16 protein-coding genes are annotated in these 18,753 nt (G+C 63.5%); 10 read left to right on the top strand and 6 right to left on the bottom strand.

The features are described 5' to 3' along the window. Positions 1 to 24: 24 nt before the first annotated feature. The 6 genes from ACQ66J_RS10445 to flgK all read right to left on the bottom strand — a co-directional run bounded on the left by ACQ66J_RS10445 (position 25) and on the right by flgK (position 6,057). A complete protein-coding gene (locus tag ACQ66J_RS10445) occupies positions 25 to 774 on the bottom strand; it encodes an RHS repeat-associated core domain-containing protein (RefSeq protein ID WP_430431585.1) in 750 nt (249 codons plus the stop codon). Continuing rightward, positions 707 to 1,138, bottom strand: a complete 432-nt coding sequence (locus ACQ66J_RS10440; protein ID WP_430431584.1) for a hypothetical protein — start codon at positions 1,136 to 1,138, stop codon at positions 707 to 709. Before ACQ66J_RS10440 ends, ACQ66J_RS10445 begins: the two co-directional genes overlap by 68 nt. A gap of 66 nt (positions 1,139 to 1,204) precedes the next feature. Next, positions 1,205 to 1,627, bottom strand: coding sequence for a hypothetical protein (locus ACQ66J_RS10435; protein ID WP_430431583.1), 423 nt, complete (start codon positions 1,625 to 1,627; stop codon positions 1,205 to 1,207). Positions 1,628 to 1,638: 11 nt separating this feature from the next. Continuing rightward, positions 1,639 to 2,922 (bottom strand): RHS repeat-associated core domain-containing protein, encoded by a 1,284-nt coding sequence (locus ACQ66J_RS10430; RefSeq protein ID WP_430431582.1) that lies wholly within the window; start codon positions 2,920 to 2,922, stop codon positions 1,639 to 1,641. Positions 2,923 to 2,999: 77 nt separating this feature from the next. Further along, positions 3,000 to 3,911: a flagellin gene (locus ACQ66J_RS10425; RefSeq protein ID WP_430431581.1), complete on the bottom strand. Its 912-nt coding sequence runs from the start codon at positions 3,909 to 3,911 to the stop codon at positions 3,000 to 3,002. A 19-nt stretch (positions 3,912 to 3,930) separates the two neighbouring features. Next, a complete protein-coding gene (gene flgK / locus ACQ66J_RS10420; protein WP_430431580.1) occupies positions 3,931 to 6,057 on the bottom strand; it encodes a flagellar hook-associated protein FlgK in 2,127 nt (708 codons plus the stop codon). Between the two features lie 447 nt (positions 6,058 to 6,504). Here flgK and ACQ66J_RS10415 point away from each other — a divergent pair, with 447 nt between their 5' ends. The 10 genes from ACQ66J_RS10415 to flhA all read left to right on the top strand — a co-directional run bounded on the left by ACQ66J_RS10415 (position 6,505) and on the right by flhA (position 18,752). Then, entirely contained in the window at positions 6,505 to 8,442 is a 1,938-nt protein-coding gene (locus ACQ66J_RS10415; protein WP_430431579.1) for a flagellar hook-length control protein FliK, read from the top strand. Between the two features lie 16 nt (positions 8,443 to 8,458). After that, positions 8,459 to 9,199, top strand: coding sequence for a flagellar hook assembly protein FlgD (locus ACQ66J_RS10410; protein ID WP_430431578.1), 741 nt, complete (start codon positions 8,459 to 8,461; stop codon positions 9,197 to 9,199). A gap of 101 nt (positions 9,200 to 9,300) precedes the next feature. Beyond that, entirely contained in the window at positions 9,301 to 10,701 is a 1,401-nt protein-coding gene (locus ACQ66J_RS10405; protein ID WP_430431577.1) for a flagellar hook protein FlgE, read from the top strand. A gap of 182 nt (positions 10,702 to 10,883) precedes the next feature. Beyond that, on the top strand, positions 10,884 to 11,156 hold the full coding sequence (locus tag ACQ66J_RS10400) for a DUF1153 domain-containing protein (RefSeq protein ID WP_022701524.1): 273 nt from the start codon (positions 10,884 to 10,886) through the stop codon (positions 11,154 to 11,156). A gap of 239 nt (positions 11,157 to 11,395) precedes the next feature. After that, positions 11,396 to 12,988: a flagellar basal-body MS-ring/collar protein FliF gene (gene fliF / locus ACQ66J_RS10395; protein WP_430431576.1), complete on the top strand. Its 1,593-nt coding sequence runs from the start codon at positions 11,396 to 11,398 to the stop codon at positions 12,986 to 12,988. Positions 12,989 to 12,992: 4 nt separating this feature from the next. Further along, positions 12,993 to 14,030, top strand: a complete 1,038-nt coding sequence (fliG, locus tag ACQ66J_RS10390) for a flagellar motor switch protein FliG (protein ID WP_375549832.1) — start codon at positions 12,993 to 12,995, stop codon at positions 14,028 to 14,030. Positions 14,031 to 14,045: 15 nt separating this feature from the next. Beyond that, the gene (locus ACQ66J_RS10385) at positions 14,046 to 14,714 is read left to right on the top strand and encodes a hypothetical protein (protein ID WP_375549833.1); all 669 of its coding nucleotides are present in this window, start codon (positions 14,046 to 14,048) and stop codon (positions 14,712 to 14,714) included. Positions 14,715 to 14,798: 84 nt separating this feature from the next. Beyond that, positions 14,799 to 15,104, top strand: coding sequence for a flagellar motor switch protein FliN (gene fliN / locus ACQ66J_RS10380; RefSeq protein WP_430432248.1), 306 nt, complete (start codon positions 14,799 to 14,801; stop codon positions 15,102 to 15,104). A gap of 31 nt (positions 15,105 to 15,135) precedes the next feature. After that, positions 15,136 to 16,500 carry a sigma-54 interaction domain-containing protein gene (locus ACQ66J_RS10375; protein WP_375549834.1) on the top strand — a complete coding sequence of 455 codons (1,365 nt, stop codon included), beginning with the start codon at positions 15,136 to 15,138 and terminating at the stop codon, positions 16,498 to 16,500. Between the two features lie 143 nt (positions 16,501 to 16,643). After that, positions 16,644 to 18,752: a flagellar biosynthesis protein FlhA gene (gene flhA, locus ACQ66J_RS10370; protein WP_430431575.1), complete on the top strand. Its 2,109-nt coding sequence runs from the start codon at positions 16,644 to 16,646 to the stop codon at positions 18,750 to 18,752. Position 18,753 lies beyond the last annotated feature (1 nt).

Here is an 18,753-nt window from a genome sequence, read left to right as displayed (position 1 = left end):
CTTGCACATAGCCGCCACCTCCTTCTATACGGCTGGCGCACACGCCATCCCCGTCGGATCCGTCGCGTTCACCGGATCATTGCCCACATAGGCGTAGAGATTCCACTGGTCGGCGTATCCGATGGGATCGGTGGAGAGGAACCGGCCCAGATCGGCGTCGTAATAGCGGGCGCGATAGTAATAGAGCCCGGTTTCCGCGTCATAGCGGCGGCCCGTATAGCGGAACGGATTGCCGGACTCATCGCCGCGCAGCTCCACCCCATAGGGCGAGTAGACATAGCGCTTGATCGCGCCGGTCTGGGTATGGGTCACCGCCACCACATGGCCCAGGCGGTCCGCAGTGTAGGCATAGGTGTCCGCGCCCGCCTGGTTCGGCGCGCAATCCGCCGAGCTGCCGCAGGTGATCATCAGCACCCGCTGGTCAACGCCCGGCCCCGGGATATAGCGCCGCAGCAAGGCGCCGCTATCGCCGTCATACTCGGCGATCTCCATGGTCCCGGCATGCACGAACTCGGTGCTGGTATTGCCCACCAGCATGCGCTTGCGTCGGCCTTCCGCGTCATAGCTGAACTCGGCCTCCACGCCGGCGCCGGACAAGGTCTCAAGCCGGTTTTCAGACGAATACGCCAAAGTCTGACCGCGATAGGCCGTTAGATTGCCGTTCAGATCATAGCTGAACGCCTGACCGTCCACGCTTTCGTACTGATCAAGCGGATTGGCCACATAGTTCGCGCTGAGCGGTGAGCCGGCCTGGGCCGGTGAGATTGATGTCATGACAGCGGATATCCCCGCGCGCGGAATAGTCAAACAGCGCGGTCGAACCATTGGCGTAGCTGACGCTCTGCCGGCGCGACTGGGCGTCATAGGCGATACTGGCGAGGCGCCGCCCCGCGGAGGCGCAAGGGTCGTTAAAGTTCGCCGCGCCCTCTTCCGCGCAGATCACCCGCCCCAGCGCGTCATAGCCATAGGCCACCTGGCTGGCGTCGAGATAGGTGAGCTCAACGAGATTGTTCGTCACATCATAGGCGTAAGACACCGTCAGACCGTTCTGATGGGTCTGGGACTTGATCCGCCCAGAGGCGTCATAGCCATAGCTGAGGGTCAAACCGTCATGCACGGCCGAAGTGCGCAGACCCATGGGATGGGCATAGGCACTTCCGAGCGGCGACCGAACGGAAATCAAGTTGGCTGCTGAGTAATACTGCTATGGATCCCATCCGCTATAGCCAACATTTATTTCAACAATCTGACCATCATGAAAACGAGCGGATACGCGGGCGTCCCTCATGAAACCGGGTTGTTTGAAGCTCCAGTATTCATCCTGGTGCACAGTGACGTCCTGTTCGCAGAACGGCCCTCGTGAAAATACTGGCACACCCTCCGCAGAAACTACAACCACCTGCGGCGCAAACCGTCCCTCCTCGATGTTACGGCAGGCTGCGCTAAAAGCTTCTTGGTACGTCATATTGGTTGCAAGACCGGCGTAAGCGCCATCCGTGATATCGCATTGGCGATATAGCAGCCCACTGCACTCTGCACCTTCTGAATTGAGGGGTGCGCAGCCTGAAATCCCTATTAGTGACAATACAGCAAAAAAGGCCATTCCTGCGTATATATGTAGTTTCATGTCCAGCTCCATTAACACGAATCGCGCGCAATCCGGGACCCTGTACAGGTCACCCGCTCTGCCTGCCCTGCGCCGGGATGTATGCCGGATGGCGCAACGAACCTAGTTCCCGCTAAGGCCGCACCCGCCTGACCGCGCGCGAAAGCTTCGGCGTTACTGTTGGTTGAGCCCGGAACAGCAGCAGGAACCGGGCTATAGGGGCGCGGATCGCTTTCGACTCCAAAGAGAAAATGAGCATCATCGTTACCTAAGCCCACAATCTCCTCATAGGATACTCCCGGCACAGCCTCTCCATTAATGATTGACTCAAGCGCCTCGACGTCATCGAAAAGTGTCTTCGTGCCAAAGTTCTGACGCACGGTATTTCCTGAAGGCCTACCCGCACTTCGGTTCGCATTTTCTGGGCCGTACGAATAGACGCCCTCAATACGACCCTCGGAGATTGACGTTCCTGCCTCTGTCACGACGAGAAAGGCATGCTTGGTATTGATTGTTGCGTTATAGGCAGCGGCCCCAGCTCTCGCTCTCATTGTATGCGTCCCTCGGGCTGCAGCGTAGGCAGCAGTGGCAGCGGCTCGGGCCTCAACTGGAGTAAAGATGCGCCGACTAACTATGTATGACTCCCTCCCCGTCGGATCGGTCGCGTTGAGCGGATCATTGGCCACATAGGCGTAGAGATTCCACTGGTCGGCGTAGCCGATGGGATCGGTGGAGAGGAACCGCCCCAGATCGGCGTCGTAATAGCGGGCGCGATAGTAATAGAGCCCGGTTTCGGCGTCATAGCGGCGGCCCGTATAGCGGAACGGATTGCCGGACTCATCGCCGCGCAATTCCACCCCATAGGGCGAGTAGACATAGCGCTCGATCGCGCCGGTCTGGGTATGGGTCACCGCCACCACATGGCCCAGGCGGTCCGCAGTGTAGGCATAGGTGTCGGCGCCGGACTGGTTCGGCGCGCAATTGGTCGAGCTGCCGCAGGTGATCATCAGCACCCGCTGGTCCACCCCCGGCCCCGGAATATAGCGCCGCAGCAAGGCGCCGCTATCGCCGTCATACTCGGCGATCTCCATGGTCCCGGCATGCACGAACGCGGTGCTGGTATTGCCCACCAGCATGCGCTTGCGCCGCCCCTCGGCGTCATAGCTGAACTCGGCCTCAACCCCGGCGCCGGACAGAGTCTCAAGCCGGTTCTCAGACGAATACGCAAGAGTCTGACCGCGAAACCGGTTCCCACTTTCGCTGAAAAGGCTCAGCCTTTGCCGGACGCCTTTTCGAACCGCGAAACCGGTTCCCACTTTCGCTGAAAAGGCTCAGCCTTTGCCGGACGCCTTTTCGAACCGCGAAACCGGTTCCCACTTTCGCTGAAAAGGCTCTAGAGAAAATTCAGCAGGCTGATCTGGCTGAGCGTCGAGAAGGTCTGGGCGGACACTTGCACGGCGGTTTGCGCCTGCTGGAAGCGGGTTGCGGCCTCGGCCATGTCCGCATCCTCGATCCCCGCCACCATGATGGTGAGGTAATCGGCGCGCTTTTCATGGCCGGTGATGGCGTTCTCCACCTGTTTCTGACGCGATCCGTTCTCCGCCTGCGCCACATTGATCGTATCAAAGGCGGCGATAATGTTGGCCAATTCAGTTTCCAGAAACGCCTGCTGGTTTTCTGTGATCTGACCGTCAAAGGGTCCGTCCGGCCCGGCGTTGAAATCGGCGATCCGCTCGATGGACGCCATCAGGTCCGTGCCCACTTCAGAGGCGGTGGCGTTGATGTCCATGGTGATCGTCTCTTCGATCATCGTGGTCTGGCGCCGTGCGGCGTTGTCAAACATCGCCGAAACATCCGGCGCCGCCGCCTGCAGGTCGGCGATGGTGTCCGCGGTGAAGGGCAAGGCGTCCGTACGCACGCCGCCAAAGACGTAAGAGCCGTTAAAGCGCATGTTGAGCGCCGCCGAGGCCTGGTCGAACACCTCTTGCACCTTGTCCATCATGAACGAGCCGTCATTAGTGGTCAGCGCCGTCCGCAGGTCCGTCGCCGCTTCAGACAATTCCTGATACGCCAGATCCTGGATCTCCAGCCGGTTCATGATCCGGCTGTTGGCGCTGGCGAAGGACTCGCTGCGCTCCTGGGCGGCCCGCGCCGAGATGATCGTCTCGGCGGTGTTGGCGTAGCCCTTGAGGTCCGGCGCTTTCTTGCCGCTGGCGAGCTGATCGCGCGCATCATAGGCTTCGCGCTGGGCGCGCATCAGGTCCATCAGCGCCGCCTGGGATGCGGCTTGGGTGGAAATTCTCATTCTAAGCTCCCGTCCCGACCTAAACGATACGCAGCAACGTATCGGACATTTCGCGCGCGGCCTGCAGAAGACGCGCCGCGGCGTTATACGATTGCTGAAACTGGATCATCCGGGCGAGCTCTTCATCGAGACTCACCCCTTCAACATCCGAGCGCTTGATATCGGCGGCTTCCTTGACCGACGCGGCGGCGGTTTCCTGACGCTGGGCGGCGGCGGCGACCGACCCGACCTTGCCGGCGACCCGCGCGCCATACTCGACCAAGGTGGACTGCCCGCCGCGCATATCGCCCGCATCATCAAAGGTGCGTTTGACCTGCCCGGCTGCGGCCAATGCCTGACCCCCGCGATTATCGCCCGAGCTGACCACCAGATCGCCCGGCGCGGACGCGCCCGTCACATCCAGCTTGGCCATGGCGAGCAGCATGGAGTCCGACCGGATGGAAGGCCGCACTTCAAAGCCTTCAGACCGGCTCATCCGGGCGTTTTCGGACAAGCCGAAAATCGTGGTGAAGGATTTGCCTGTGCCGGTGCGGATGCTGGTGTCGCCGGTGACCACGACCTCATACTGCTCGTAGCCGGCGCCGGGGGTGAAACTGATCTCGCCGTTCGCGTCCATGCCGAACGAGCCGTAGGCGCCCAGCCCCGTGCCCGCCGCGTTCAAGGCGTTCAGCTGATCCTGAATGGTCGCGCCTGCGACCGTCACGTCGATATCGGCCGTGCGGGCGCCGCTGGGTCCGAGCACCTTGAAGCTCATCACGCCGCCTGCCGCCAGGCCATGAGCGCTGGTCGCCGTCAGACCCGTCTCGAAAAAGCCCGGACGGTCGGAATCCACGATGTCGTTCAAACCAAAGAAATGCGCGAAGCCGCGCCCGCCGATGGATGAGGGCGTGGTCTCGTCTTGCACCGTCGCGACGCCATGATTGGCGTTGGTCGCGTCAATGCTCAGCCGGCCATTGGTGAAGCTCGCCGTACCGTTGGCGCCCAGCGCGGTGTTCAGCTCATTGACCAGATCGGTGATCGAGTTCGCGGCGTTGCCGTCCACCGTGAAGCCGGCGCCGGTGACCGTAATGGCCACCTGCTGGACCAGCGTGCCGTCAGTATTGACGATCGCCAAAGTCGCCGCGCCGGAGCCTTGCAGCACATCGCCGCCCACAAGGCTGGTGTCGCGCCCGGTCAAAGTGTTGGGCGGCGGATAGGCGGTGGCGTCGTTATGCGCCGCGTTCAGCGCGTCCGCCGCCCCTGCAGTGAACTCGCCCAGGGCCGCCGCGAGCTGCGGCAGATCCTGATCGCGCAGATCGATCAGGCCGCGGATTTCACCCGAGGTGATGTTGTGGGTCAGGCTGACCCGCGCGCCGGACGCGGAGACCACAGCGGTGATCTCGCCGAAATCCAGCCCATAGGCGCCGGTGCCGGCCGGTGTGTATTCCAGCTCCAGCCGTGAATTGTCCAGAAGCGCCACGCCATCGGCGGTGGAGACAAAAACCCGTCCGTCGGGCTGTCGCTGGGTGCGCACATCAATCAGGCTCGACAACTCATCCAGCAATTCAACCTGCCGGTTCGCCGCGCCGCTGGTGTCGGACGCGCTCGCGCTTAATGATTGCGCCTGCGTGTTGAGATCCTGCATCTCCTCGAGAATCTCGTTGATCCGTCCGACCCCGGCGCCGATCCTTGTGTCCGCCTCATTGCGCAACGTGCGCATCTCGACAGACAAACGTTCAGTCTCATCAAAAAAGCTCTGCAATTCAGAGGCTGCGCTGAGGCGAGACACGGTTTCCGCACTGTCCGCCGCCGCGGCGCTGAGCGAGCTGAACGCGGCGTTCAAGCGGCCAAAGAGCGACGCTTCGTCATCCGTGCCGCCAAACTGGGCCTGAAGCCGGTCCAGCGCGCCATTGCGCGCCATGGCTGCAGAGTAATCAGACTGGGCGCGCACCGAGGCCGCCAGCAGGTATTCATCGGTGATGCGCTCGACGCCGCGCACCTGAACGCCCATGCCCTGGCCCGCCACATTGCGTGACGTGATCGCAAGCTCGGTGCGCGCATAGCCAGGCGTGTTGACGTTCGCGACATTGTTGGACGCCGTGCGCAAGCCGAGCTGAGACGCCTGCAGCCCGGACAGGGCGTTGCCGATCACAGAATTGAGCGCCATGTGCGCCTCCAACATTCGCCCGCGCGGGTGATTTTACCCATCGAGCGGCAATAATTTCCCGGTCAGCCGGTGAAGCTTGAGTCCTGAGCGCTGCGCGAAGTTCAAAACAAGCACCTGAATTAAATGTGCTTTTTATGCCTTCGTCGGATTTTCGCTCACACGCGCTCCGAAACTGACCAAGACAGACAGCGCAAGCACCGGGCCAAGTGAAAACCCCCTGACCGGGTCGGCAAATCCGTCATCCAAGAGCAGGGAGAATCTGCCGACCGGCGCCGATTTCAAACCCTAACAACAGGTTTATTCATTGTTTTAAAACAGCTTTCCGGAATGATGAAATTGGCACGCCCCTTGAAAGCTCATGCAAACGCTTGCTCGGGCAAAAGGCTCGACACCTCAGACGCAGCAAAACGCGGCGCATCAGCTTGATGATTGCGGAGCCTTACGCTCATGCCGCTCGACCGCTTGCCTCCGGCCCCGGCGCCGACCGCCCCGTCCACCCAACGCGCTTCCCGCGCGTCGGAGACGGGCGGACAGGCGTTCGCCCTGCCTGAGACCCAGGATCGCAAGCCGACATCCGCACCGGCAGCGTCTGACAGAGCCGAACGCAACGCCGCGACGGCGCGCGACAAGGTGCAGGCCGATCAGGCGCGCACTGAAAAATCCCAGGCCGAACACGCGCAACGTGACGCCGCCAATGACGCGCAAGACGCGCAGACCCAGAACTCGACCGAAACCCCGGAAACATCGCAAGGCGAGACCGCAGCCAATGTGGTCAGCCTCAATGAAGTCCTGGCGGCCAACGCCTCGGCGCCTCAAGACGGCGAGGCTTCCGAACCAGGTGTGTCGGCGCAGGCGGGCGCGGCTCAAGGGTCTGAAGACGCGTCAGACGCGGCGATGAAACCCGGCGCCGACGCCAAGTCTTCAACCGCTGACGCCGCACAATCGGCCAAGCCGGCGCAAGCTGAAGCCGCCGCCCCGACGGCTGCGGCGAGCGCCGCGCCCGCCGGAACCGCCGATGACGGCGCTGAAACCGCGCGTCCGGACGCCGTCAAACCTGTTTCAGGCGATAAAGCGCAGCAGACCGGCGCTGCATCCGGGCCTGAGGCCGAGACGCCATCGGGCAAGAGCGCTCAACCGGTTGATGGCCGCGCCACCCCCACTGGCGCGGCAGGCGTGGCTGATGACGCCAGCGCACAGACCAAGGCGGCTGCGGCTTCTGACTCTGCGGGCGCGACCGACGCCGAAGCCGAGGCAGACACTGCGGCGCAGGCGCGCACAGCTGAGACGGTGAAGTCTGAGACACGCTCTGACGCCGCCAACGCCAACGCGTCCAAAGAAGCAGGACCGGGCGCAGCGGCACAGGCTGACGCCGCCCCCAAAAGCCGGAGCGACACAGCCCAACAGGGCGCCGCAACTCCCGCGTCCGACGCCGTGAAACCTGACGCCGCCGCGTCTTCTGCGTCATCAGCCGCCGCCCCGTCTGACGCTGCGGCTCAGGCTCAGGGTCAATCCAAGGCTCAGGCTCAAGCACAGGCCCAGGCCGCTCAGCAAGATGAGGCCGCTCTGACGCACCGCGCGGACTCAGATCGCGCGCCCGGCGCCCAGAATAAAGCGCGTCAGTCTGACACTGGCGCGCCGTCAGCGGCCAAGACATCCGCCAACACCGCCCAGAGCGCCGCCGCAGCCAGCACCGGAGCGACCGGCGCCGAGCCCGCCGTGTCCGCGGCCAAGCCTGCCGCCATGCCCGCGCCTGCGGTGACCGCCTATACAGACCCGCTGACCTTCCTGCTTCAGGATACGGCGCTGTCGAGCGAGACGCCCCTGGACACAAACACCGATACGATCGATCCGGATCTGGACATGGGCATGGCCCGCCAGGATGCGCGCACCGAGGCGCAACGTCCGGGGCAGGCCCAGGCGCACACAGCCGCCCGTTTCGCGCCCACCACCACCCATACGCTGGCCGCCCAGATCGCCCGCAAATTCAATGACGGCGCCCGGGTGTTCGACATTCGCCTGGACCCGCCCGAGCTGGGCCGCGTCGAGGTGCGTCTGGAGCTGGGGCCCAATAACAAGGTCTCAGCCGTGCTGAGCGCGGAACGCGCTGACACTTTGTCAGAACTGCAACGCTCGGCCCGCGACCTTGAAAAAGCGCTGACCGACGCCGGCCTTGAGTTGGGCGAGGACGGATTGTCCTTCTCGCTGAGCGAGGATGGCGGCGCTTTCACCTCTTTCGACGATGACGCTGGCGACTCCGCCAACGATTTCGCCGCCCGCAACCGGTTCACCGCGGAGGTCGAAGCTGACCTGCCCGGAGCTCCTTTGGCTGACGCGCTCTACGGCTTCGCCGTCAGCCAGCGCGCCGGCGTCAACCTGATCGCCTGAGAAGAAGAGCGAACTCATGACAGACGTATCCGCCGCCGCACAAACCCAGCAACCGCAAACCCAGTCCAAACTGGCCACTGCGGGGTTGGCGGACAATTTCGACACCTTCCTGACCCTGCTGACCGAGCAGCTGAAGAACCAGGATCCGTTGAACCCGATGGAGTCCGAGCAATTCGTCCAGCAACTGGTGCAGTTCTCCTCGGTGGAGCAACAGATCGCCTCCAATGAATCGCTGGAAGCCCTGCTGGCGCTGCAGCAATCAGACGCTCAGCTGACCTCGCTTCAGTTCATCGGCAAGGACGCCACGGTGAACACCACCTACAGCTTGCTCAAGGATGGCGAGGCGAAATGGGAATACGGCCTGCCGCAGGAAGCGCAGAGCGTGGAGCTGCTTATCACCGATGAAAACGGCAAGCAGGTCCGCCGTCTGGATGGCGACACCTCTGAAGGCGTTCATGACGTGGTCTGGGACGGCAAGGATGAAGCGGGCAACACCATGCCCGCCGGCGTCTACCAGCTGGAAGTCGTGGCCAAGGATGCTGACGACGTCATCCTGGATTACGCCGTGCGCGTCACCCACCGGGTCACCGGCGTGGAGATGAGCGGCGGCCAGGCGCAAGTCAGCTTCGCCAATGGCGAACTGGTGCTGCCGGCCAGCCTGGTCACCAGCGTTCGGGAATCGCAAGGCCAGACCGCGCCCCCGAACACCACAGACACTGGCGATGAGACCGAAGACGAGTCTCAAGCCGCAGCCTAACCCCGAATGGGGACATTCGGAGCCCGAACCGCTCCGCAACAAAATCGAGGCTCTTGACCAGAAGGACCGGGAGCCCGGGCACAAACGATGGGAAGCACGATATGAGTATCAACTCGGCCATGGCCGCCGGCGCGTCCGGACTGATCGCCAACTCTTCGGCGTTGGCGGCGATTTCGGACAATATCGCGAACGTGAACACGATCGGCTATAAGCGCGTCGATACGATCTTCACGCCGAACTACAAGATCGGCGGCGGCGGCGCGAGCCGGTACGCCTCCTCGGGCGTCAGCTCGAACTCGCGTCTGGACGTTAATTCGTCCGGCCTTCTGACGCCCGGCGTCTCGGCCACCGACATGGCGATCGATGGCGACGGCTTTTTCGTCGTGCGTCCCACCCCGACCAATTCCGGCACCGGCTCTGACGCCGTGCTGTTCACCCGCTCGGGCGGTTTCCAGACGGATTCCTCGGGCTATCTGCGCAATGATGCGGGCCAGTATCTGTACGCCTGGCCGGTCCAGGCGGACGGCACGGTGAACCAGAACCCGTCCAATCTCGACCAGCTTGAAGCGGTGAACCTGTCCAATATCGGCGGCACCGCCAACGCCACCTCCAATGTGCGCATCAACGCCAACCTGCAGGCGAGCACGACGCCGTCCGCCGCGGCGGCGACCTATGCCGCGGGGACCACGGCCAACAATATGGCGTCCGGCAATGTGACGCCTGACTTTGAACGCACCATTCAGATTTATGACACCCAGGGCGGCGTGCGCTCGGTCACCATGTCCTTCCTCAAGCACGCCACCAACGCCAACCAATGGCATGTGGAAATGCATGTGCAGCCGGCGGCGGACGTGACCACGGGCGCGCCGCTGGTCGATGGTCAGATCGCCACCGGCATTGTGGCCTTTGACACCAACGGCGAAATCCAGTCCGGCGCGCCGACCACTTTTCCGACCACGATCGCGTTTGAAAGCTCGGACACGGCGGGACCTGTGGGCGCGGGCGCGATCCGCTGGTCGACCACCACCGGCGTGGGCGCGCAGACCCTGGCGCTCGATCTGGGCACGGCGGGCGCGCCGGGCGGCATCACCCAGTTCAACTCGCCCTCAAACCTTGACTCCACCGTTGTGGACGGCGCGATCTTCGGCGCTTTCGCCGGGGTGGAAGTGAGCGAGGACGGCTTCCTGTCGGCCCGCTTCACCAATGGCGTGGTCCGCCAAGTATACCAGATGCCGGTCGCCACCGTGTTCAACGCCAACGGCCTGGCCTCGGTCGGCGGCGCGAGCTTCCAGATCACCGAAGATTCCGGCGCCTTCACCCTGAACGCGCCCGGTTCGGGCGCATCGGGCACCATCGCCGCGCAAACGGTGGAGAACTCCAACGTGGATATCGCCACCGAATTCTCAAACCTCATCATCACCCAGCGGGCCTATTCAGCCAGCTCCCGGATCATCACCACGGCGGACGAAATGCTCGCCGAAGCGATCCAGATGAAGCGTTAAACCACCGCCGTCCCACCGGCCGACTGACACCCCGGCGCTTCGGCGCTGGGGTGAATTTTTTCTAAACAATTGATTTACCGTACTTTTACCTTGAGCTTTAGGCTCACCTTAAGAGGCCCTCCCGTATAACCCTCCTCACTAAGGACGCGCGTAAGACGTGTCTTCTAACAAGGATGGGTCGGATGGAACGTCGAGCGAAGAAGGAAAACTATGTCATCGGTCCAGATGGCAGCCCGCTAACCGTGGCCGATTTGCCGAGCCCGGACACCAAGCGGTGGGTCATTCGCCGGAAGGCGGAAGTGGTCGCAGCGGTTCGCGGCGGACTTCTGAGCCTGGATGAAGCCTGTGACAGATATCGGCTGACCGTGGAGGAGTTTCTCTCCTGGCAGCGCTCAATTGACCGGCATGGACTGGCCGGATTGCGCACCACGCGCATACAGCATTACCGCCAATAGGCGGTACGCCCCCCTCTCTCTTTTTCTGGCCTGAATTCAGCGCGGCGAGCCTTTGCTCGCCGCGCTGATCGTGTTTTTTGATTCAACGCGTTAACACCCCGTTTACGCGGATAGTGGGAAAAACTTGCCTAGCCGCTTCAGGGAGCGGCGTTTTCTGATTCGGAAACGAGCAAGGGCGGCCCGGCGTGAACGCGTTATTGGAACAGCTTTCCCGATTCGGTGTTGGCCGATTGATCGCTATGTTCGGCCTCACGGCCGGCGCAGCGGCGGCTCTGGTGTTTTTCACCATGAGCATGAACTCCAATGGTCAGGCGCTGTTGTTTTCGGGGCTGGCGCCATCTGACGCCGCCGCCGTCAGCGAGCGCCTGGACCAGGCCGGCATTTCCTATGAGCTGCAAGAAGGCGGCTCGGCGGTCTATGTCAGCACCAATCAGGTCGACGAAGCGCGCATGCGCGTCGCGTCAGGCGGCGCGCTGAGCTTTGGCTCGGTCGGTTATGAGATCTTTGACGAGACCGACGCTCTGGGCACCACCAGCTTTGTGCAGAACGTCAACGCCAAGCGTGCGCTGGAAGGTGAGCTGGCTCGCTCCATCAACACGCTGAATTCCGTCACCGGCGCCCGCGTTCACCTGGTGCTGCCCGAACGCCGCCTGTTTTCACGCGACGAGCAACAGCCCTCCGCTTCGGTCGTGGTCTCCGTGCGCGGGGAAATGTCCAGCTCCCAGATCGCCACGATCCGCAATCTGGTCGCCACCGCCGTGCCGGGCCTTCAGGTCAACCGCATCACCCTGGCCGACGATCAGGGCCGGCTCCTGGCTGCCCCCAGCGACGCAGAGGGCGATCTGATCGGCGCCATGCTCGATGACCGTCAGAGCGCGATCGAGCGCGACTTGCAGCAGAAAATCCGCGATCTGGTCGAGGGCGTCGTCGGCTCGGGCGGCGTGCGCGTCGCGGTGACCGCCGAGCTCAATCGCCAGAGCCAGACCCGCACCCGACTGGAATACGACCCCAACGGCCAGGTGGAAGTCAGCCGCCGCGCTGAAGAGCAAAGCCGCTCCGAACCCGTCACCTCCGGCGGCGTCTCCGTCAGCGAGAACACGCCGGACGGCGAAGCGGGCGCAGACGGGGAAACGCCCCTGATGGCCAACAGCCAAAGCTCGATCACCGAACGCAATTATCAAAACACCCAGGAAGAGACCGTCTCCATCATTCAGGCGGGCGATCTGCAGCGCCTGGCGGTGTCCGTGGTTGTGGATGAAGTCGCCAGCGTGGGCGAAGACGGAAGTTTGACGTTTGAGCCGCGCAGCGAAGAAGAGCTGACCCAGATCCGAAACCTGGTCGCCGCCGCCGTGGGCTTTCCAACCGACACCACGCTGACCGATGGCGAGCAGATCCTGCAAGTCACCTCCATGCGCTTTAACCGTCCCGACCTGTCGCTGGGCACGCCCGCCCCTGAAGGCTTCAACCTGGGCAGCCTGGACTTCATGCGCATCGCCGAGATCGTCGTGCTGTTCATCACCGCCCTGCTGGTGATCTTGCTGGTGGCGCGCCCGCTGGTTCAGGGCGCGATCGGCAATGTCTCTGGCGGGCGGACCGCCGCGCTGGCGGGCGCTGGCGGCGCGGGCATGCCGGAGAATGTCCAGGCGCTGCTGGGCACGCCCGAAGGCGGGATGATGCTGCCTGAAGAGCCGGGCCCGGACGACCATATCGACGTGGCCCAGATCGAAGGTCAGGTGAAAAAATCCTCGGTGCGCAAAGTGGCCGCCCTTGTGGAGCAGCACCCTGATGAATCCATGAGCATCCTGCGCACCTGGATGCACGACGGGGAGTGATCTGATGTCTGACGCTCCAGCCCCTCGCGGTCGTAAAGTCGACGACCCCAAAGACATGTCCGGCGCCGAAAAGGCGGCTGTGATCCTGCTCGCGCTGGGCGATGAACAGCGTCAGCTGTGGGAGATGATGGATGACGAGGAAATCCGCGTCGTCTCCCAGGCCATGGTCAATCTGGGCAATGTCACCTCCGGGGCCGTTGAAAAACTGATCATGGAGTTTGTCGGCTCCATGTCCTCGACCGGGTCGATCACGGGCTCGGTGGATCAGGCGCAGCGCCTTCTGTCCTCCTTCCTGCCTGAGGACAAGGTCGACCAGATCATGGAAGAGCTGCGCGGTCCCGCCGGCCGGACCATGTGGGACAAGCTCGCCAATGTGAACGAGGTGGTTCTGGCGAACTATCTCAAGAACGAATACCCGCAGACCGTCTCGGTGGTGCTTTCCAAGGTGCGTCCCGATCACGCCTCGCGCGTGCTGGCCGCCCTGCCCGAAGACTTCGCCATGGAAGTGGTGACCCGGATGCTGCGCATGGAGCCGGTGCAGCGCGAGATCGTGGAGAAGATCGAGGAGACGCTGCGCTCTGAATTCATGAGCAATCTGGCGCGCACCTCCAAACAGGACAGCCATGAGCTGATGGCGGACATCTTCAACAATTTCGACCGCCAGACCGAAAACCGCTTCCTGGCGTCGCTGGAAGAGCGCAATCGCGATTCCGCGGAGAAGATCCGCTCGCTGATGTTCGTGTTTGAAGATCTGGGCAAACTCGACCCGCAAGGGGTGCAGACCCTGCTGCGCGGCGTGCCGAAAGACCAGCTGGGCCTGGCGCTCAAGGGCGCGTCGGACACGCTGCGCGACCTGTTCTTCTCCAACATGTCCGAGCGCGCGGCGAAAATCCTGCGCGAGGACATGGCCTCCATGGGGCCGGTGCGCCTCAAGGATGTGGATACCGCGCAACAGACCATGGTCAACCAGGCCAAAGACCTCGCCGCCAAGGGCGAAATCCTGCTGTCAGAAGGCGGCGGCGAAGATGAACTCATTTACTAGGGAGGCCGAAGCTTCGTGACTGACGGCTTCAGAAAATTCGACTTTGACCGGGAGTTCGCTCCGGACGGCCGCATTCTGCGAGAAGGCGACACGTTCAAGCGCGTCTATACCGAAGACGAAATGCAGATGGTGGCCGAACAGGCCGCCGAAGCCGCCCGTCAGGTCGCCGAAATCGAAGCCCAGGAAGCCGCCGCCGAAGCCGCCGGCCAGGTCGTACACCAGGTCACGGCGCTTCTGGGCCGGATGCAGGCGGAATCTGAAGCCATGCGCGAAGACGCAGGCCGTCTGGCGCTGGCCGCCGCCCGCATCATCGCCGGCGCGGCGCTGGAGCAATTTGGCGAAGACACGCTGAAAGCCTGCATCACCGAAGCCCTGTCCGATCTGCGCGGCGAGCCGCGCATCGCCGTCCGGGTCAACCCAAGCATGTCGGACGCGCTGGCTGAAGTGATGGAAGGCGAAGCCGCCCAGCGCGGAATGGAGGGCGCGCTGATCGTGCGCGCCGACGCCGACGTCGCGCGCACGGATTGCGTGCTGGAATGGCGCTCAGGCGCCATTGAACGCACCACCCAGGACATTGAAGCCCGCATCGAGCAAGCCGTGAAAAACTGGCTCGCCCAGCCTCTGGACGCCGATGCGGACGCCACCCCCGATCAGGCCGCTATGGGCGGTCAAGCCCAGGCCTGAAGGAGCTAAGCCATGAGTGACGACGATCTGAACCTGCCCGATCTGTCTGACGAGCCGGCCGGCGTGAACCCTGATCCCACGCCCATGGGCGAACCGTCCGCCGGCGCCGCCCAGTCGCTGATCGACGAGGAAGTGCGCACGGCGGTGGATCTGGCGCCCGTCTTTGACGTGCCGGTGAACATCTCCGCCGTGCTGGGCAAGGCGCAAGTGGATGTGAATTCGCTGCTGCGCCTGACCTCGGGCTCGGTGCTGGAGCTCGATCGCAAGGTCGGCGAAGCCATCGACATCTATGTGAACTCTCGCCTGGTGGCGCGCGGCGAGGTCGTCGTCGTGGACGACCGGCTGGGCGTGGCCATGACTGAAATCATCAAGGACGGGGACACCGGCTGACCCCGGCCGCCCATAGGAAAGGAAACGAACGATGCGCGTTCTGATCGTTGGAAGCCTGGGCGGCCAGTTGTCCGCCGCCACGAAAATCGCCATGGACCGCGGCGCCAAGGTCGCCCATGTGGACACTATCGAGCAGGCCACCGGCTATCTGCGCGCCGGCAAGGGCGCCGATATCTTGATGGTCGACGTCAATCTGGATGTGGGCAGCCTGATCGCCGCCAACGAGGCCGAGCGCATCATCGTTCCGGTGATCGCGTGCGGCGTGAATGTGCGCCCGGAAGCCGCCGCCGGCGCCATCAAGGCCGGGGCCAAGGAATTCATCCATCTGCCGCCCGATCCCGAGCTGATCGCCGCGGTGCTGGAAGCGGTGTCAGACGATGACCGCACCCTGATCGCCCGTGACCCGCTAATGCTGGACGTGGTGCGTCTGGCCGATCAGATCGGCCCGTCGGACGCCTCGGTTCTGATCACCGGCGAAAGCGGCGTGGGTAAAGAGGTGATGGCGCGCTATGTCCACAAGAAATCCAAGCGCGCGTCCAAAGCCTTCGTCTCGGTGAACTGCGCCGCGATCCCCGAAAACCTCCTGGAATCAGAACTCTTCGGCCATGAGAAAGGTGCGTTCACCGGCGCCTTGGCGCGGCGGATCGGTAAATTCGAAGAAGCCGACGGCGGCACGCTGCTGCTCGACGAGATCAGCGAAATGGATGTGCGCTTGCAGGCCAAGCTGCTGCGCGCCCTGCAAGAGCGCGAGATCGACCGGGTGGGCGGCTCCAAGCCCGTGAAGGTGAATATCCGGGTGCTGGCCACCTCCAACCGTGATCTGCGCGAAGCGGTGCGCGACGGCAGCTTCCGTGAAGACCTGCTGTTCCGCCTGAATGTGGTGAACCTCGCCATTCCGCCCCTGCGCGACCGCCCTGAAGACACGCTGGCGCTGGCCGATCACTTCTTGAAGAAATACGCCAAGGCCAACGGCGTCGATTATCGCCCGCTGTCGGACGCTGCGAAGACCCAGGTCGTCGCCCGCGCCTGGAAAGGCAATGTGCGAGAGCTCGAAAACGCCATGCACCGTGCGGTGCTGCTGGCCAGCGGCCCGCAGATCGAGCCCGAAGCCATCCGCCTGCCCGACGGCTCGCCCCTGCCCGCCAGCGCGGGCGGATCCTCGGTGGCGCGCCAGGCCGCGCAAGCCGCTGACGAAGCGATCAATCTGGTGGGCAAGACCGTGGCGGAAGTGGAGAAGGATCTCATCCTCGACACGCTCGATCATTGTCTGGGCAACCGCACCCACGCCGCGAACATTCTGGGGATTTCGATCCGTACGCTGCGCAACAAGCTCAAGCTCTATGGCGAACAGGGCGAGGATGTTCCCGCGCCCGGCGAATCCCGGTTCGCGGGATGACGCCCGCCCGGGCTCTTGACCGTTCCTCGCCACGCATGGACGAGGCGCGGCGCTCTTTTGAGCGCGTGAGAATCCGGGCACTCAGAACCCTGGCGAGCGCAGAATCGCGCCTCGCTTCACCCTTGCCAGAACAGGCCTGATCCATGGCTGACGCCAACGCCTCCTCCCAAAGCGGTTTCGATTTCGGCCAGATCGCCAAGCGGCTGGCGCGGGGCGATATCGCCATGGGCCTGGGCGTTCTGGGCCTGCTGGTCATGCTGATCCTGCCGCTTCCGAAAGCGCTTCTGGACGTGATGCTGGCGGTGTCGGTGAGCTTTTCCGTGCTCATCCTGATGACCGCGCTGTTTATCCGTTCACCGCTGGAATTCACCGCCTTTCCGGCGATCTTGCTGGTGGCGACCATGCTTCGGCTGGGGCTGAACGTGGCCTCCACCCGCCTGATCCTGTCTGAAGGGCAGAACGGCACCGGGGCGGCGGGCGACATCATCGAGGCTTTTGGCGGCTTTGTGATGCAAGGCAATTTCGTCATCGGCATCATCGTCTTCATCATCCTGGTGATCGTGAACTTCGTCGTCATCACCAAGGGGTCGGGCCGGATCGCGGAAGTCGCCGCCCGCTTCACCCTGGACGCCATGCCCGGCAAGCAGATGGCGATCGACGCTGATCTGTCTTCGGGCCTGATCAATGAAGACGAGGCGCGCAAGCGCCGCAAAGAGCTTGAAGAACAATCAAACTTTTTCGGGGCCATGGACGGCGCCAGCAAATTCGTGCGCGGCGACGCCATGGCGGGCATCCTGATCACCTCGATCAATCTGATCGGGGGCATGATCATCGGCGTCGCCCAGTCGGGCATGGATTTCAGCTCGGCGGCGAGCACGTTTTCCTCCCTGACCATCGGCGACGGTCTGGTGTCCCAGATCCCGGCGCTGATCGTGTCGCTGGCGGCGGGCCTTCTGGTGTCCAAGGCGGGTGTGGACGGCGCGGCGGAAGAAGCCGTGTTCGGCCAGCTTTCGGCCAATCCCGCCGCCATGGGGATGGTGTCAGGCACCTCGCTCGCCATCGGCCTGCTGCCCGGCATGCCGCTCATCCCGTTCGCGCTGATGGCGGCGGGGTCGGGCGCGCTCGCCTGGCAAAGCGCGCAGAAACGCGACAAGGCGGTGGTCAACGAAGCCGCCGAAGCCGTCGCCCAGGAAGCCGCCGCCGCGCCCGATCCGCAAGATGCGCCGATCGAGGACACGCTACATATCGACGAGCTGAAGATCGAGCTCGGCTACGCCTTGCTGCCGCTGATCAATGATGTGGAAGGCCGCCGCCTGACCGATCAGATCAAGGCGCTGCGTCGCAATCTGGCCCAGGATAGCGGCTTCGTCCTGCCTAGCGTGCGCATTGTCGACAACATGCAGATGCCCGGCGAGCAATATGTGCTGCGCGTCAAGGAGATGGAGGCCGGGGTCGGCGAACTGAAGATCAACCAGATCCTCGCCATGAACCCGTCCGGCGCCCAGGTCGATCTGCCCGGAACCCACGTCAAGGAGCCGGCCTTCGGCCTGCCCGCCACCTGGATCGACGAAGCCAATCGCGAGGAAGCCACCTTCCGCGGCTATACGCTGGTGGATCCCGCCGCCGTTCTGGTCACTCATCTGACCGAGATCCTGCGCGACAACATGTCAGAGCTTCTGAGCTATGCCGAAACCGAAAACCTGCTCGACGCGCTGTCACCCCAGCACAAGAAACTGCTCGACGAAGTCACGCCCGGCCAGGTGACCCGCGCAGGCATTCAGCGCGTTTTGCAAAACCTCCTGAAAGAGCGGGTCTCGATCCGCGATCTCGCCGCAATCGTTGAAGGCGTGGCCGAGGCGTCAGGCGCGACCAACAATCTCGACGCCATCACCGAGCATGTGCGCAGCCGTCTGGCGCGCCAGATCTGCTACGCCAATCGCGGCCCGGACGGCAATCTGCCGGTCCTGTCGCTGAGCCCGCAATGGGAGCAGGCCTTCGCCGAAGCGCTGATCGGGGATGGCGAACGCCGCCAGCTCGCCCTCGCCCCCAGCAAGCTGCGTGAGTTTGTCGAAGTCGTGCGCGCCGCCTTTGACCGGGCCGGCATGAGCGGCGACGTACCGGTGATGCTGACCAGCCCCCATGTGCGCCCCTATGTGCGCTCGCTGACCGAACGCTTCCGCCCGCAAACCGTGGTGATGAGCCAGAATGAAATTCACCCCAGCGCCCGGCTCAAGACCGTCGGCCAGATCTAGT

It is taken from the genome of Oceanicaulis sp. (assembly GCF_965284345.1).
In the GTDB taxonomy this organism is placed as follows: domain Bacteria; phylum Pseudomonadota; class Alphaproteobacteria; order Caulobacterales; family Maricaulaceae; genus Oceanicaulis; species Oceanicaulis alexandrii_A.
Note: the sequence above shows the minus strand (reverse complement) of the source record. Positions and strands in the feature narration are given on the sequence as shown.

Coding starts and splice junctions, on each gene's coding strand:
- ACQ66J_RS10445 (WP_430431585.1), bottom strand. CDS start 774: ATGACATCAATCTCACCGGCCCAGGCCGGCTCACCGCTCAGCGCGAAC.
- ACQ66J_RS10440 (WP_430431584.1), bottom strand. CDS start 1,138: ATGGGTCTGCGCACTTCGGCCGTGCATGACGGTTTGACCCTCAGCTAT.
- ACQ66J_RS10435 (WP_430431583.1), bottom strand. CDS start 1,627: ATGAAACTACATATATACGCAGGAATGGCCTTTTTTGCTGTATTGTCA.
- ACQ66J_RS10425 (WP_430431581.1), bottom strand. CDS start 3,911: ATGAGAATTTCCACCCAAGCCGCATCCCAGGCGGCGCTGATGGACCTG.
- flgK (WP_430431580.1), bottom strand. CDS start 6,057: ATGGCGCTCAATTCTGTGATCGGCAACGCCCTGTCCGGGCTGCAGGCG.
- ACQ66J_RS10415 (WP_430431579.1), top strand. CDS start 6,505: ATGCCGCTCGACCGCTTGCCTCCGGCCCCGGCGCCGACCGCCCCGTCC.
- ACQ66J_RS10410 (WP_430431578.1), top strand. CDS start 8,459: ATGACAGACGTATCCGCCGCCGCACAAACCCAGCAACCGCAAACCCAG.
- ACQ66J_RS10405 (WP_430431577.1), top strand. CDS start 9,301: ATGAGTATCAACTCGGCCATGGCCGCCGGCGCGTCCGGACTGATCGCC.
- ACQ66J_RS10400 (WP_022701524.1), top strand. CDS start 10,884: ATGGAACGTCGAGCGAAGAAGGAAAACTATGTCATCGGTCCAGATGGC.
- fliF (WP_430431576.1), top strand. CDS start 11,396: ATGTTCGGCCTCACGGCCGGCGCAGCGGCGGCTCTGGTGTTTTTCACC.
- fliG (WP_375549832.1), top strand. CDS start 12,993: ATGTCTGACGCTCCAGCCCCTCGCGGTCGTAAAGTCGACGACCCCAAA.
- fliN (WP_430432248.1), top strand. CDS start 14,799: ATGGGCGAACCGTCCGCCGGCGCCGCCCAGTCGCTGATCGACGAGGAA.
- ACQ66J_RS10375 (WP_375549834.1), top strand. CDS start 15,136: ATGCGCGTTCTGATCGTTGGAAGCCTGGGCGGCCAGTTGTCCGCCGCC.
- flhA (WP_430431575.1), top strand. CDS start 16,644: ATGGCTGACGCCAACGCCTCCTCCCAAAGCGGTTTCGATTTCGGCCAG.